The following is a 14,358-nucleotide window of genomic DNA, read 5'->3' on the forward strand; positions in this document are numbered from 1 at the left end:
GTTAGCCCAGCAGCCGTTCGACGATGAGGTCGGCAGCCTCCTCTGCCGTCATCGCGGTCGTGTCGATGCGAACCTCCGGCGCCTCGGGCGCCTCATAAGGGCTGTCGATGCCGGTGAAATTCTTGAGCTGACCCGCCCGTGCCTTCTTGTAGAGGCCCTTGACGTCGCGCCGTTCCGCCTCGGCCAGCGGGGTGTCGATGAATATTTCGAGAAACTCGCCCTCGGGCAGCATCGCGCGCACCATTTCGCGCTCGGCGCGGAAGGGCGAGATGAAGGCAGTGATGACGATCAGCCCGGCGTCGGTCATCAGCTTGGCAACCTCGCCGACGCGGCGGATATTCTCGATCCGGTCGGCTTCGGTGAAGCCCAGATCCTTGTTGAGCCCGTGGCGGACGTTGTCGCCGTCGAGCAGGAAGCTGTGCCGGTTCATCCGGTGCAGCTTCTTCTCGACAAGGTTCGCGATCGTCGATTTGCCCGAGCCCGACAGGCCGGTAAACCACAGCAGCGCCGGGCGCTGGTTCTTGAGGTTCGCGCGCATGTCGCGATCGATGTCGCCAACCTGCCAATGGACATTCTGTGCCCGGCGCAAGCTGAAGTGCAGCATCCCGGCGGCCACCGTCGCGTTGGTCAGCTTGTCGATCAGGATGAAGCCGCCGAGCGTCTTGTTGTCGGCATAGGCTTCGAAGGTTATGGGCTTGTCGGTCGAAACCTCGACGACCCCGATCCCGTTCAAGTCCAGCGTCTTTGCGGCCAACCGGTCGAGCGTGTTGACGTTGATCTCATATTTCGGGGCCTGCACGGTCGCCGAAACGCTCTGCGTCGCGAGCTTCAGCCAATAGGCGCGGCCGGGTATCATCGCCTCGTCGGCCATCCAGACGAGTGTCGCTTCGAACTGGTCGGCGGTTTCGGGGGGCGCATCGGCGACCGCGATGACATCGCCGCGCGAACAATCGACTTCGTCCGCCAGCGTCAGCGTCACCGACTGGCCCGCCACCGCCTCGTCCAGATCGCCATCGAGCGTAACGATCCGGTCGATCGTCGTCGTCTTCCCGCTCGGCAGGATGCGGACGGCGTCGCCCGGCTTGACCTTGCCGCTTGCAAGCTGCCCCGAAAAGCCGCGGAAATCCAGATTCGGGCGGTTGACCCATTGAACGGGCATCCGGAAAGGCTTGGCTTCGTCGGCGGTGCCGCCGATCTCGACCGTTTCAAGATGGTCGACCAGCGCCGGCCCCTTGAACCAGGGCGTATTCGCTGACAGCGCGGTGATATTGTCGCCCTTGAACCCCGAGATAGGGATGGCGGTGAAATTGGTAATGCCGATCTCGCTCGCAAAGGCCCGATAGGCGAGCGTGATGCGATCGAAGACCGCCTTGTCATAGCCGACAAGGTCCATCTTGTTCACCGCAAGCACGATATGCCGGATGCCGAGCAGGTGCGCGAGGAAGCTGTGGCGCCGCGTCTGCGTCAGCACGCCCTTGCGCGCATCGACGAGGATCACGGCAAGGTCGGCGGTCGACGCGCCGGTGACCATGTTGCGCGTATATTGCTCGTGCCCCGGCGTGTCGGCGACGATGAACTTGCGCTTTTCGGTCGTGAAAAAACGATAGGCGACGTCGATCGTGATGCCCTGCTCGCGCTCGGCGGCAAGCCCGTCGACGAGCAGCGCGAAATCGATCTCACCGCCCTGCGTACCGACGCGCTTGCTGTCGGCCTCGAGCGCGGCGAGTTGATCCTCGAAGATCATCTTGCTGTCGTAGAGCAGCCGCCCGATCAGCGTCGATTTGCCGTCGTCGACGCTGCCGCAGGTGATGAAGCGGAGCAGCGACTTCCGCTCGTGACTCGCAAGATAGGCGTCGATATCCTCGGCAATCAGGGCGTCGGTGACATAAATGGGGTCGGTCATATTCTTACTTCGTCATTCTCGCGAAAGCGGAAATCCCGCTTCGTCCGTTGATACAGAAAGAGGCCCCGCCTTCGCGGGGGTTGACCCTTCATCAATCTGAAGATTGACGCGGCGGGTCAAAAATACCCCTCCTGCTTCTTCTTCTCCATCGACGCATCGCCGCCATCCTTGTCGATGATGCGTCCCTGCCGTTCGCTGGTCGTCGTCAACAGCATTTCCTGGATGACTTGGCTGAGCGTCGTCGCCTCGCTTTCGACCGCCCCGGTGAGCGGATAGCAGCCGAGGGTGCGGAAACGCACCGAGCGCATCACCGGCTCTTCACCGTCGCGTAGCGGGAAGCGGTCGTCATCGACCATCAGCAGCAGCCCGTCGCGGGTCACCGTCGGCCGGGGCGCGGCGAAATAGAGCGGCACGATCGGGATATTCTCGCGCGCGATATATTGCCAGATGTCGAGTTCGGTCCAGTTGGAGATCGGAAAGACCCGGATGCTTTCCCCCTTCGCCTTGCGCGCATTGTAGAGATTCCACAGCTCGGGGCGCTGCTGCTTGGGATCCCAGCCGTGACTGGCCGTGCGGAAGGAAAAGATGCGCTCCTTCGCGCGGCTCTTTTCCTCGTCGCGCCGCGCACCGCCGAAGGCGACGTCGAATCCGTGAAGGTCGAGCGCCTGCTTGAGCCCTTCCGTCTTCCACATGTCGGTGTGCAGCGGCCCATGGTCGAACGGATTGATCCCGCGCGCCTTGGCCTCGGGGTTCTGATGGACGATCAGGTCCATGCCCGATTCCGCGGCCATGCGGTCGCGCAGTTCGTACATCGCGCGGAATTTCCACGTCGTATCGACGTGGAGCAGCGGAAAAGGCGGCGGCGAGGGATAGAAGGCCTTGCGCGCGAGATGCAGCATCACCGCGCTGTCCTTGCCGACCGAATAGAGCATCACGGGGTTGACGGCGTCGGCCATCACTTCGCGCATTATGTGGATGCTCTCGGCCTCGAGACGGTCCAGATGGGTAAGCGTGTCGATCATGCCCCGCCCTTGCCGACCCCCATGGCGGCACGCAAGCTGTATGGCCTTTTCGCCTTGCAAGCCAGACTTGTCCGCTGCGCTTCAAACCGCGTCCGCTTCCTGCTAGTCGCATCCGAAACCAGAAACAGAGGACGATATGCGCGCCACACCCGATTTCGATTTTGCCCTTGGCGAGACCGCCGAGATGATCCGCGACACCACCGCCCGCTTCGCCGACGAGCAGATTGCGCCGCTGGCCGACAAGGCCGACCGCGAGGACTGGTTCCCCCGCGACGAGCTCTGGACGCAGATGGGCGCGCTGGGCTTGCACGGCATCACGGTCGAAGAAGAATGGGGCGGCCTCGGCCTCGGCTATCTCGAACATGTTCTGGCGGTCGAGGAAGTCAGTCGCGCGAGCGGCGCGATCGGCCTGTCCTATGGCGCCCATTCGAATCTGTGCGTCAACCAGATCCGCCGCTGGGGCAATGAAGAGCAGAAGGCGAAATATCTGCCGAAGCTGATCTCGGGCGAGCATGTCGGCAGCCTTGCAATGTCGGAAGCCGGCGCCGGGAGCGACGTCGTCTCGATGAAACTGAAGGCCGAGCCGGTTCAGGGCGGCTATGTCCTCAACGGGACCAAATTCTGGATCACCAACGCCACCTGTGCGGACACGCTGGTCGTCTATGCCAAGACGACGCCCGAAGCGGGGTCACGCGGCATCACCGCCTTCCTGATCGAAAAGGATATGCCAGGCTTCAGCATCGGCCAGAAGATCGACAAGGTCGGCATGCGCGGATCCCCGACCGCCGAACTCGTCTTCACCGACTGCGAGGTCAGCGAGGACCAGGTGATGGGGCCGGTCAACGGCGGCGTCGGCGTGCTGATGTCGGGCCTCGACTATGAGCGCGTCGTGCTCGCCGGGCTCCAGCTCGGCATCATGCAGGGCTGCCTCGACACGGTCATCCCCTATCTTCGCGAGCGCAAGCAGTTCGGCAAGCCGATCGGCTCGTTCCAGCTTATGCAGGCCAAGGTCGCCGATATGTATGTCGCGCTCCAGTCGGCGCGCTCCTATGTCTATAATGTCGCCAAGGCATGCGACGCCGGGCTGACGACGCGGTTCGACGCCGCGGGCGCCATCCTGCTGGCCAGCGAAAGCGCGGTGAGGGTCGCGGGCGAAGCGATCCAGGCGCTTGGCGGCGCGGGCTACACCAAGGACTGGCCGGTGGAGCGCTATTGGCGCGACGCCAAACTGCTCGACATCGGGGCGGGCACCAACGAAATCCGCCGCATGCTGATCGGCCGCGAACTGATTGGCGCAGGCGCGTGATCTGGCTGGGGCTGTCGGCCACCTTCATGGTGGCGACCGCCCTGGTGCACGGCTTGCTGGGCGAAAGACGACTTGTCAGGCCGTTGATGTCGCTCGACAGCGGAATCATGGGGATCGACTTGGCGCGCCGGGTGTTTCGTCTGGCATGGTATGCGCTCTCGCTCCTGATGCTGGTGTCCGCCGCGTCGGTCCTGTGGCCCGGAACGCCGCGCGGTCTGATCCTGCTGATCGGGGCCGCGTGGACGGCGACCGGTCTGTTCGATGCCGTATATACGCGCGGCCGACACATCGGCTGGCCGTTTTTGACTGCATCCGGACTGCTCGCGATTGCCGGGGCCTTATGAGCGCACGCGGCCTTGTCCATCATATCGACCTGAGGGTTCGCGACGCGGCGCGGTCGCGGATTTTCTATGATGCGGTGTTGGGCTTTCTCGGCTACCGGCGCGCCGCCGATTATGATCATGGCAGCGATTGGGACCGCGCCGGCGAACCGTTCCATTCGATCGGGATCGTCGAAGCGCAGGGGGCCGGCGCATTACGGAACCACGACCGCTTTTCGCCGGGACTGCATCATCTTGCCTGGACTGCCGAAAGCCGCGCCGACGTCGATGCGCTGCATGATTTGCTGCGCAGCATAGGCGCGACGATCCTCGATGCCCCCGCCGATTATCCGCGCTACGGACCGACCTATTATGCGCTCTTCTTTGCCGACCCTGACGGGTTGAAGCTCGAGTTCGTGTTCGGGGCGACCGGCGGATGAGCGATACGCTGCTCGACGCGCTGCAATATTATGGCGCCGGGGCCGGAACGCTCGCGGCGCTGATCGTATCGCTCAATCTCGGGCGGCGCCCGACCGGCTGGGCCTTCGTCATTTTCGTGACCAGCAGCATCGCGCTCGTCGCGTGGGGCTTTCTGCAAAGCGACAGCGAAGGCATCGGCTGGCAGAATATCGCGCTGCTGTGCATCAACTGCGTCGGCGTTTACCGGTACTTGATCCTCAAGGAAAAGCCGGGGGCGCCGCCGGCATCAGAAAAATAGCGTCTTCGCGAGCGCAGCGAAGCAATCTCCAGCGTCCCGAGCCAACCTCGGGCCGATGACTGGAGATTGCTTCGTCGCTCCGCTCCTCGCAACGACGAGAAGCGGACATTACCCCCAGACGCGGACGCGCTGATCGGGGGCGAGATACAGCTTGTCGGTCGGCTGAACGTTGAACGCCTTGTACCACGCGTCGAGGTTGCGGACGGTGAGTGCGCGGTAGTTGCCCGGCGCATGGCCGTCGGTCGCGATCCGCGCGCGCAGCGCTTCGTCACGCATCTTGGTGGCCCAGGTCTGCGCATAGGCGATGAAGAAACGCTGATCGCCCGTGAAGCCGTCGATCACCGGCGCTTCCTTGCCGTTCAGCGAAGCGCGATAGGCGTCATAAGCCGCCTGCAGGCCCGCGACGTCGGCGATATTCTCTCCCAGCGTCAGCTTGCCGTTGACCGCAAGATCGGGGAACGGCTTGTAGCTGTCATATTGCGCGGCCAGCGCCGCCCCCGCCGCCTCGAACTTCTTGAGATCCTCGGCCGTCCACCAGTTGCGCAGCGCGCCGGTCGAATCGAAGGCGGCGCCATTATTGTCGAAGCTGTGGCTGATTTCGTGGCCGATGACGGCGCCGATCGCCCCGTAATTATAGGCGGGATCGGCCTTGGCGTCGAAGAAGGGCGGCTGCAGGATCGCGGCGGGGAAATTCAGCGCATTCTGCACCGGCAGATTGACGGCGTTGACCGTCTGCGGGGTCATCCACCATTCGCCCTTGTCGAAGGGCTTGCCGATCTTGGCGAGCTGGTGCGCATATTCGGCCTTCTCGCCGGCGACTTCGTTCGCATAGGCGTCGTCGGCGCTGATCGTGTAGCTGCCATAGTCGCGCCAGTTTTCAGGATAGCCGACGCCGACCACGATGGTTTCGACCTTCTTGATCGCTTCCTTCTTCGTTTCGGGCGCCATCCAGTCGATCGTGTTGACGCGCTTCGCAAAGGCGGCCTTGATCCCCTTCACCATGTCACCGACTTCGGCCTTGGCCGACGCCGGGAAATATTTCTCGGCATAGACGCGGCCGACCGCATCGCCGAGATAGGTGTTGAGCGCGTCGAGCGCGCGCTTGTCGCGGCTGCGCTGCTGCGGCGTACCCGACAGGGTGGTGCCGTAAAAGGCGAAATGCGCGTCATCGAGCGCGGTGGGCAGCACATCGGTATGGCTGTTGATCTGATGGAAGACGAGCCAGTCCTTCCACGCGTCGAGCGGCTGCGATGCGACGAGCGCCGACAGGCCGGTGATCGCCCGCGCATGATAGGCGCCGAACTTCGCCGCCTTGTCGAGCCCGGCAGCGGCAAAATAGGCGTCCCAGTCGATCCCGGGTGCCTTTTTGGCAAAGTCGGCCTTGGTCCAGACATCGGCCGATTTGGTGAAATCCTCACTCTCCTCACGCGTCGCATGCGCGCGGGCGATCTTCGTTTCGAGATCGAAGATGCGCTGCGCCTTGGCATCGGCATCGGCGATCCCCGCCTGAGTCAGCAGCTTGGCGATATAGGCTTTGTAGGCGTCACGGATGCTCGCCATCTTCGGGTCGGCCGACAGATAATATTCGCGCTCGGGAAGGCCGAGCCCGCCCTGCAGCATATAGGGAATAACCTCGCCGGGCGTCGCCAGTCCCTGCGAAACGAAGATGCCGAAGAGATTCTCGGTGTTAAAATCGGTGGCGTTGAGCGGATCGACATCGGCGCGCGTCTGTTCGCCCAGGATGGTCGACAGCGCCGCCTTGTCGGCAATGGTGTCGAAGCGCGCCAGATCGGCCTCAATCGGTTTCATCCCGGCGGCATCGATCGCCTTGGTGTTCATATAGGCGTTGTAGAAGGCAGCAATGCGGCCATCGTCGGTGCCCGGATCGCCGCCGCTCTTGACGATCGCATCGACGAGTTCGCGGGTCCGCTTCTCTGTTTCAAGGAATGCGGTGTAGAAGGCGCCGATCGACGAGCGGTCGGCGGGGATTTGAGTCACCTTTTGCCAATTGCCGTTCGCATAGGCGTAAAAATCGTCGCCCGGCTTGACGCTGGTGTCCATCGCTTCCTTGCTGATGCCAAGGTCGGTGCCGAGCGTGTAAGCAGCCTTGTCGCCGTTGGCGCTGGTGCAGGCGATCGGCCCGGCGACGATCGTCGCGGTGGACAGGAGGATGGCGAGGACGGTCTTTTTCATGGCGTTGCCTTGCTTTCTGGGGGGTGTCGGACGGCGATACGCCTGTGACAATCCCGTTTCAATACCAACCATTTTCGGCCTGCGGTGCTTTCCAATCGACGAGCGACCGGCTAGGGCGCAGTCAGTTTCAGGGAGAGAGTGAACCGTGAGCGCCCCCGTCCTTTCGACGCAATATAATCCCGACGATCCGCAGACCCAGGCACGCGCCGCGCACAACCGCGGCCTGCGCGACGCGCTCTATGCCCGCGTCGCCGAAGCGGCGCTCGGCGGTGACGAAAAGTCGCGCGAGCGGCATACCAGCCGCGGCAAGCTGCTGCCGCGCGAGCGCGTCGAGCGGCTGCTCGATCCGGGTTCGCCCTTCCTCGAGATCGGCCAGCTCGCGGCGGGCGACATGTATGAGGGCGAGGTTCCGGGCGCCGGGATGATCGCCGGCATCGGCCGTGTGTCGGGCAAGCAGACGATGATCGTGTGCAACGACGCCACGGTGAAGGGCGGCACCTATTATCCGATGACGGTGAAGAAACATCTTCGCGCGCAGGAGATTGCCGAGGCGAACCGCCTGCCCTGCATCTACCTCGTCGACTCGGGCGGCGCCAACCTGCCGCATCAGGACCAGGTCTTTCCCGACCGCGACCATTTCGGGCGCATCTTCTTCAACCAGGCGAATATGTCGGCGAAACGCATCCCGCAGATCGCCTGCGTGATGGGCAGCTGCACCGCGGGCGGTGCTTATGTTCCCGCGATGTCCGACGAGACGGTGATCGTGCGCAACCAGGGTACGATCTTCCTCGCCGGCCCGCCGCTGGTGAAGGCCGCGACGGGCGAAGAGATCAGCGCCGAGGATCTGGGCGGCGGCGACCTGCACGCGAAGAAGTCGGGCGTGGTCGATCATCTGGCCGAGAATGACGAACATGCGCTGACCATCGTGCGCGATATCGTGTCGACCTTCGGGGCCGACGATGGCTTCGACGTCGCGATGAAAGACCCGCGTCCGCCCAAATATGACGCCGAAGAGCTCTACGGCATCATCCCCGAGGATGTCCGCGCGCCCTATGACGTGCACGAGGTAATTGCGCGCATCGTCGATGCCAGCGAGTTCCACGAGTTCAAGGCGAATTACGGCACCACGCTCGTCTGCGGCTTCGCGCATATCTGGGGCATTCCGGTCGCGATCCTCGCCAACAATGGCGTGCTGTTCAGCGAGAGCGCAGTCAAGGGCGCGCATTTCATCGAGCTGGCGCAGCAGCGGCGCATCCCCCTGCTCTTCCTCCAGAATATCTCGGGCTTCATGGTCGGTGGGAAGTACGAGGCCGAGGGGATCGCCAAGCATGGCGCGAAGCTGGTGACGGCCGTCGCGACCGCGACCGTACCCAAGATCACGGTGCTGATCGGCGGCAGCTTCGGTGCGGGCAATTACGGCATGTGCGGGCGGGCCTATAGCCCGCGCTTCCTGTTTAGCTGGCCCAACAGTCGGATCAGCGTGATGGGCGGCGAACAGGCGGCGTCGGTGCTGGCGACGGTCCACCGCGACGCCGACAAATGGACGCCCGAAGAGGCCGAAGCCTTCAAGGCACCGATCCGCCAGAAATATGAGGACGAAGGCAATCCCTATCACGCCACCGCGCGCCTGTGGGATGATGGCATCATCGACCCCGCCCAGACCCGCGACGTGCTCGGGCTTGCCTTTTCCGCAACGCTGAACGCCCCGGTCGAGGACCGCGGGTTCGGCGTGTTCAGGATGTAATGACGATGATCCAATCCCTCCTCATCGCCAATCGTGGCGAAATCGCCTGCCGTATCATCCGTACCGCGCGCGAGATGGGCATCCGGACCGTTGCGGTCTATTCGGACGCGGACGCCAAGGCGCTGCATGTGCGCGAGGCCGACGAGGCCGTGCATATCGGGCCTTCGCCGGCGCGCGAATCCTATCTGATCGGCGAGAAGATCATCGCGGCGGCCAAGGCGACCGGGGCCGAGGCGATCCATCCGGGTTATGGGTTTCTGTCCGAAAATGCCGAGTTCGCGCAGGCGGTCGCCGATGCCGGGCTCGTCTGGGTCGGACCGAAGCCGTCGTCGATCACCGCAATGGGCCTCAAGGATGCCGCGAAGAAGCTGATGGCCGAGGCCGGGGTACCGGTGACGCCGGGCTATATGGGCGAAAACCAGGACCCGGCCTTCCTCGCCGAACAGGCCGCGCAGATCGGCTATCCCGTGCTGATCAAGGCGGTCGCGGGCGGCGGCGGCAAGGGAATGCGCAAGGTCGATGCTCCGGCCGATTTCGCCGACGCGCTCGCCTCGTGCCAGCGCGAGGCGGCGGCATCGTTCGGCAACGACCATGTGCTGATCGAGAAATATATCCTGACCCCGCGCCATATCGAGGTGCAGGTGTTCGGCGACACCCATGGCAATGTCGTCCACCTGTTCGAGCGCGACTGCTCGCTGCAGCGCCGCCACCAGAAGGTGATCGAGGAAGCCCCGGCCCCGGGCATGGACGAAGCGACGCGCGCCGAGCTGTGCGCCGCCGCAGTGCGCGCCGCAAAGGCCGTCGACTACGTCGGTGCAGGGACGATCGAATTCATCGCGGACGCCAGCGAGGGCCTGCGGGCCGACCGCATCTGGTTCATGGAAATGAACACGCGATTGCAGGTCGAGCATCCCGTCACCGAGGAGATCACCGGCGTCGATCTGGTCGAATGGCAGCTTCGTGTCGCGTCGGGCGAACCGATCCCGCTGGCACAGGACGAGCTCGCGATCAACGGTTGGGCGATGGAAGCACGGCTCTATGCCGAAGACCCGGCCAGGGGTTTCCTGCCCAGCATCGGCACGCTCGAACTGTTCCAGCTTCCCGAACATCTCGGCCGCATCGACACCGGCGTCTACGAAGGCGCGGAGGTGTCGCCCTTCTACGATCCGATGATCGCCAAAGTCATCGCTTACGGCGACGATCGTAGCGAAGCCCGTGAAATGCTGGCCGAAATGCTGGAGGACAGCGCGATCTGGCCGGTGAAGACCAATTCGGCCTTCCTGATTGCCGCCCTCAATCACCCCGATTTCGTCGCAGGCACGGTCGATACCGGGCTGATCGGCCGCGATGGCGACAGCATGACGGCCGAGCCGATGCCCTCGGATCAGGCGCTGACCAACGCCGCGATGGCGATGGTTCCCCGCTCGCTGCAGTCGGGTTTCCGTCTCAACGCACCCGATGTCCGAACCGCGCCCTTCCTGCTCGACGGCAAGCGCGTCGATGTGACGCTGCACGGCCCCGGCGCCGAGGAGCCCGCCGCCGCCATGCTCGTCGCCGAAAGTGGCGCGGTGTGGCAGCTTACGCCCTGGCGCGCCGCGGGCGGTGCCGGCGGCGCAGCGGGCGACGGGGCGATCCTGTCGCCGATGCCCGGCAAGATCATAGCGGTCGACGTCGCCGCGGGCGACAAGGTGACCAAGGGTCAGAAGCTGCTGACGCTCGAGGCGATGAAGATGGAGCATAGCCTGACTGCGCCCTTCGACGGCATCGTTGCAGAACTCAACGCTGCGGCCGGGGCGCAGGTGCAGGTCGAGGCACTGCTCGCGAAGATCGAGGCCGCCGAGTGAGCGGCCTGATCCTTCGCGACGCGGCGCCAGCGGATCTTCCCGCTATCCTCGCCATGCTCGCAGAGGACACGATTCCGCCGGCGCGTGAGGCCGATCCCTCGGACCCGCGTTACCTTGCCGCGTTCGATGCAATCGACGCCGACCCGAACCAGCGGCTGATTGCAGCGGAACTCGATGGCCGCGTTATCGGGACGATGCAACTCAGTTTCCTCCCGGGGCTTTCCTTTATCAGAAGCTGGCGCGGCTTGATCGAGGCGGTGCGCATTGCCGCCGACCTGCGCGGCCAAAGGCTGGGCGAGCAGATGATCTTGTGGGCGGTGGAACAGTGCCGCGCGCGCGATTGCAAACTCGTCCAACTCACGTCGTCGGCGACACGGACTGCCGCGCACCGCTTCTACGCCCGGCTCGGCTTCGTGCAGAGTCATGTCGGCATGAAATTGCATTTGAGGGACTGACGATGGCAGGCAAGTTTTTCGACGAATGGCAGATCGGCGATGCGATCGTGCACGAGATCCGCCGCACCGTGACCGAGACGGACAATCTGCTGTTCACGACGATGACGCACAATCCGCAGCCGCTGCATCTCGACATCGAAGCGGCAAAAGCATCGGAATTCGGACAGATCCTCGTCAACGGCACCTTCACCTTCAGCCTGATGGTCGGGCTGTCGGTTGGCGACACGACGCTCGGCACCCTCGTCGCGAACCTCGGCTATGACAGGCTGGTGATGCCCAAGCCGGTCTTCATCGGCGACACGCTGCGCGCGACGAGCGAGGTGATCGGCCTCAAGGAATCGAAATCGCGGCCGAATGCGGGCATCGTGACCTTCCTTCATCGCTGCATCAACCAGCGCGACGAAATCGTCTGCCAGTGCGAACGGTCAGCGCTGATCAACAGGAAGGACGTGTGATGCGCCTCCGCTCACTCCTCTTCGTTCCCGGCGACCGCCCCGAACGCTTCGCGAAGGCCGCGGCGTCGGGCGCCGATGCGATCATCCTCGACCTCGAAGATTCGGTGTCCCCTGCAAACAAAGAGGCCGCGCGCGAAGCGGTCGCCGCCTATCTCGCCGGAACGCGCGAAGTCTTTACGCTGGTCCGTGTCAATCCGCTCGACGGGCATATGACCGCCGCCGACGTTGCTGCCATTGTCGGCGGGCGCCCCGATGCGATCATGCTGCCCAAGGCCGAAGGCGCGCCGAGCATCGCCCAGCTCGATACGATCCTTCGCAGCGAGGGGGCCGCCGATGCGTCGTTGCCGCCGGTGCTGCCGATCGCGACCGAAACCCCGGCGGCGATCTTTACGCTGGGCAGCTATCGCGAGGCGAAGGCCCGGCTGGTCGGCCTCACCTGGGGCGCCGAGGATCTGCCCGCCGCCATCGGCGCGGCGACGAGCCGCGAGGCCGACGGGCGCTACACCGAACCCTATCAGGTCGCCCGCGCGCTGACCTTGTTCGCCGCACATGGTGCGGGCGTCGCGGCGATCGATACGGTGTTTCCTGCGATCAAGGACGAGGCGGGCCTTGCCGCCTATGCTGCGCGCGCGCGGCGCGATGGCTTTACCGGCATGATGGCAATCCACCCGTCACAGGTCGCGCCGATCAATGCCGCCTTCACGCCGTCCGCCGGCGAGGTTCAGCGTGCGCAGGCGATCGTCGATGCCTTCGCCGCCAATCCGGGCTCGGGGGTGCTTCAGGTGGACGGCAAAATGGTTGATGCCCCGCACCTCAAACAGGCGCGGCATATCCTGTCGCTGGCGGACTGACGCCGCGCTGTCATCTCCGCCGGAACGGGCGGTGACGCTTCATCCAGGCTTTGCCGCGGTGCCAGTTCCGGCGCAGCCCGCGCTCGGCGATCCCTTCGAACATCGCGTCGGGATTTTCGGGATCGAGCAGTTCATGCTCGGCGATATAATCGTCGAACGGCCCGGGCTCGACGAGATCGAGTAACTCGAGCGAGCGGCCCGGCCCGCGCAGCGCCTCGATCGCATCGATAAGCGACCCCGTTGTTTCATAAAGGCGACCGACATCGGCCGGATCGACGTCCAGATGCTCGCCGATCAGCGATTCGCGCAGCGCCCGGATCGTCGGCTCCACCCCGCGGTTCGCGGGCAAAGCGGCATCGATCGTCACATCGCATTCGCTGTCGAGCCCCAGCGATCGATTGTTCATGTTCGACGATCCGATACGCAGCAGGCGATCGTCGACGACCGCAGTCTTTGCATGAACATAGATCGGATCGCCGCCCGCGGTGTGCGGGACATATACGCGCAGGCGGTCGCCGTGCCGCGCCTTGGCGATCGCGCGCACCAGCTTCACGCGCGCCGCGTCCATCGCCATCTGTTCGAGCCACCCGTCGGCGGTACGCGGCATCACCATGACGAATTCGGGCGGATCGTCCTCGTCCAGCCGCTCGGCGATCGCCGCTGCGATCTTGGCCGAGGTAAAATATTGATTTTCGAAATAGACGAAGCGCTTCGCCGCGGCGATCATGTCGAGATAGAGCTGCTCAATCTCGCGAATTTCGGGATAGCCGTCATATTCGGCGCGCGTGCGCGATATTGCGACATCGACGTTCGTAAAATCGGGTTCGAGATTTTCGGGCCAGTTTTCGCCGTCGCCCTTTACGTCGCGCAATTGCTTGTTCGTTGCGCGCTGCCACCGTTCGTTGCCCAGATCGGCAAGCGCTTCGCCGACCGGCCCGGCCAGGATCATCGTCGAATCGTGCCACGGCATATACGGCTGGCCGTCGGGATTGGTGCGCCGCGGATCGCCGTCGCGATGGCCCCGCGTATCCCAGCGCGACGAGGACACGTCGATACCGCCGCACACCGCCAGATGATCGTCGAACACCGCGACCTTCTGGTGGTGGCTGCATCCAGTGGGGTGCGCGCTGTCGAGCCGGAAGCTGATCGAGCGCGTCACCTTCCAGCGCAGCACCATCGAGACGATGCGCGGCATGAGAAACTGTTTCAGACCGCCGAAATTCCAGCGAAGAATGTCGATATCGCGGTCGGGTTTCGCATGGGCCAGACGCAGCAGAAAATGCCCCAGCGATTCGCCCTTGCCCGCATCGTCGGGCGTCAGGGCAATCCGCGGGTCGAAATCCCAGCCGATCAGCAGGATGCGCTCTTTCGCGCGCTCCATCAGCCGAACGAGCAGCGCGTAATAGTCGGCCGCATCGACAATCATCCGCGCCTTGTTGGCGCGTTCGATCCGCCAGCAATTGCGGCCTTCCTCAACGATCGGGGTCAGCGCATCCTCGCTCATCGCCGCCTACACGCACGGGCGGCGGCGATGGTTGCGAGCCTGC

13 protein-coding genes are annotated in these 14,358 nt (G+C 64.2%); 9 read left to right on the top strand and 4 right to left on the bottom strand.

Annotated elements, in window-relative coordinates; genetic code table 11:
- Position 1: 1 nt before the first annotated feature.
- Both cysN and cysD read right to left on the bottom strand, forming a co-directional pair.
- The gene (gene cysN / locus ATE59_RS06765; RefSeq protein WP_058811682.1) at positions 2-1,903 is read right to left on the bottom strand and encodes a sulfate adenylyltransferase subunit CysN; all 1,902 of its coding nucleotides are present in this window, start codon (positions 1,901-1,903) and stop codon (positions 2-4) included.
- Between the two features lie 116 nt (positions 1,904-2,019).
- Positions 2,020-2,925, bottom strand: coding sequence for a sulfate adenylyltransferase subunit CysD (gene cysD / locus ATE59_RS06770; protein ID WP_003051397.1), 906 nt, complete (start codon positions 2,923-2,925; stop codon positions 2,020-2,022).
- A gap of 136 nt (positions 2,926-3,061) precedes the next feature.
- Between cysD and ATE59_RS06775 the strand changes: the two genes are divergently transcribed.
- From ATE59_RS06775 to ATE59_RS06790, 4 genes are read left to right on the top strand one after another with little or no spacing between them, the layout of a single operon-like run.
- Complete coding sequence (locus ATE59_RS06775; protein ID WP_058811683.1) at positions 3,062-4,231, top strand: isovaleryl-CoA dehydrogenase; 1,170 nt, start codon at positions 3,062-3,064, stop codon at positions 4,229-4,231.
- Positions 4,228-4,575 (top strand): hypothetical protein, encoded by a 348-nt coding sequence (locus ATE59_RS06780; RefSeq protein WP_058811684.1) that lies wholly within the window; start codon positions 4,228-4,230, stop codon positions 4,573-4,575. Before ATE59_RS06775 ends, ATE59_RS06780 begins: the two co-directional genes overlap by 4 nt.
- A complete protein-coding gene (locus ATE59_RS06785) occupies positions 4,572-4,991 on the top strand; it encodes a VOC family protein (RefSeq protein ID WP_058811685.1) in 420 nt (139 codons plus the stop codon). Before ATE59_RS06780 ends, ATE59_RS06785 begins: the two co-directional genes overlap by 4 nt.
- Positions 4,988-5,269, top strand: a complete 282-nt coding sequence (locus tag ATE59_RS06790; protein ID WP_003051386.1) for a hypothetical protein — start codon at positions 4,988-4,990, stop codon at positions 5,267-5,269. The genes ATE59_RS06785 and ATE59_RS06790 overlap by 4 nt, the downstream gene beginning before the upstream one ends.
- A gap of 108 nt (positions 5,270-5,377) precedes the next feature.
- On the opposite strand, the gene ATE59_RS06795 is transcribed toward ATE59_RS06790, so the two are convergent.
- Positions 5,378-7,462, bottom strand: a complete 2,085-nt coding sequence (locus ATE59_RS06795; RefSeq protein ID WP_058811686.1) for a M13 family metallopeptidase — start codon at positions 7,460-7,462, stop codon at positions 5,378-5,380.
- Positions 7,463-7,607: 145 nt separating this feature from the next.
- Here ATE59_RS06795 and ATE59_RS06800 point away from each other — a divergent pair, with 145 nt between their 5' ends.
- Genes ATE59_RS06800 through ATE59_RS06820 form a run of 5 tightly spaced genes read left to right on the top strand, consistent with a single transcriptional unit; the run spans position 7,608 to position 12,811 of the window.
- Positions 7,608-9,206, top strand: a complete 1,599-nt coding sequence (locus tag ATE59_RS06800) for a carboxyl transferase domain-containing protein (protein WP_058811687.1) — start codon at positions 7,608-7,610, stop codon at positions 9,204-9,206.
- 5 nt (positions 9,207-9,211) lie between these two features.
- Complete coding sequence (locus tag ATE59_RS06805) at positions 9,212-11,050, top strand: acetyl/propionyl/methylcrotonyl-CoA carboxylase subunit alpha (RefSeq protein WP_058811902.1); 1,839 nt, start codon at positions 9,212-9,214, stop codon at positions 11,048-11,050.
- Positions 11,047-11,505 carry a GNAT family N-acetyltransferase gene (locus tag ATE59_RS06810; protein WP_082657330.1) on the top strand — a complete coding sequence of 153 codons (459 nt, stop codon included), beginning with the start codon at positions 11,047-11,049 and terminating at the stop codon, positions 11,503-11,505. Before ATE59_RS06805 ends, ATE59_RS06810 begins: the two co-directional genes overlap by 4 nt.
- 2 nt (positions 11,506-11,507) lie before the next feature.
- The gene (locus ATE59_RS06815) at positions 11,508-11,960 is read left to right on the top strand and encodes a MaoC family dehydratase (protein ID WP_058811688.1); all 453 of its coding nucleotides are present in this window, start codon (positions 11,508-11,510) and stop codon (positions 11,958-11,960) included.
- A complete protein-coding gene (locus tag ATE59_RS06820) occupies positions 11,960-12,811 on the top strand; it encodes an HpcH/HpaI aldolase/citrate lyase family protein (RefSeq protein WP_058811689.1) in 852 nt (283 codons plus the stop codon). Before ATE59_RS06815 ends, ATE59_RS06820 begins: the two co-directional genes overlap by 1 nt.
- Before the next feature lie 10 nt (positions 12,812-12,821).
- On the opposite strand, the gene ATE59_RS06825 is transcribed toward ATE59_RS06820, so the two are convergent.
- Entirely contained in the window at positions 12,822-14,315 is a 1,494-nt protein-coding gene (locus ATE59_RS06825) for a phospholipase D-like domain-containing protein (protein ID WP_058811690.1), read from the bottom strand.
- Between the last annotated feature and the right edge of the window lie 43 nt (positions 14,316-14,358).

Origin of the sequence: Sphingopyxis sp. A083, from assembly GCF_001468495.1 — a bacterium.
Taxonomy (GTDB): domain Bacteria; phylum Pseudomonadota; class Alphaproteobacteria; order Sphingomonadales; family Sphingomonadaceae; genus Sphingopyxis; species Sphingopyxis terrae.

Excerpts from the sequence above, each read along its gene's own strand:
- cysN (WP_058811682.1), bottom strand. The coding sequence starts at position 1,903 with ATGACCGACCCCATTTATGTCACCGACGCCCTGATTGCCGAGGATATC.
- cysD (WP_003051397.1), bottom strand. The coding sequence starts at position 2,925 with ATGATCGACACGCTTACCCATCTGGACCGTCTCGAGGCCGAGAGCATC.
- ATE59_RS06775 (WP_058811683.1), top strand. The coding sequence starts at position 3,062 with ATGCGCGCCACACCCGATTTCGATTTTGCCCTTGGCGAGACCGCCGAG.
- ATE59_RS06785 (WP_058811685.1), top strand. The coding sequence starts at position 4,572 with ATGAGCGCACGCGGCCTTGTCCATCATATCGACCTGAGGGTTCGCGAC.
- ATE59_RS06790 (WP_003051386.1), top strand. The coding sequence starts at position 4,988 with ATGAGCGATACGCTGCTCGACGCGCTGCAATATTATGGCGCCGGGGCC.
- ATE59_RS06795 (WP_058811686.1), bottom strand. The coding sequence starts at position 7,462 with ATGAAAAAGACCGTCCTCGCCATCCTCCTGTCCACCGCGACGATCGTC.
- ATE59_RS06805 (WP_058811902.1), top strand. The coding sequence starts at position 9,212 with ATGATCCAATCCCTCCTCATCGCCAATCGTGGCGAAATCGCCTGCCGT.
- ATE59_RS06815 (WP_058811688.1), top strand. The coding sequence starts at position 11,508 with ATGGCAGGCAAGTTTTTCGACGAATGGCAGATCGGCGATGCGATCGTG.
- ATE59_RS06820 (WP_058811689.1), top strand. The coding sequence starts at position 11,960 with ATGCGCCTCCGCTCACTCCTCTTCGTTCCCGGCGACCGCCCCGAACGC.
- ATE59_RS06825 (WP_058811690.1), bottom strand. The coding sequence starts at position 14,315 with ATGAGCGAGGATGCGCTGACCCCGATCGTTGAGGAAGGCCGCAATTGC.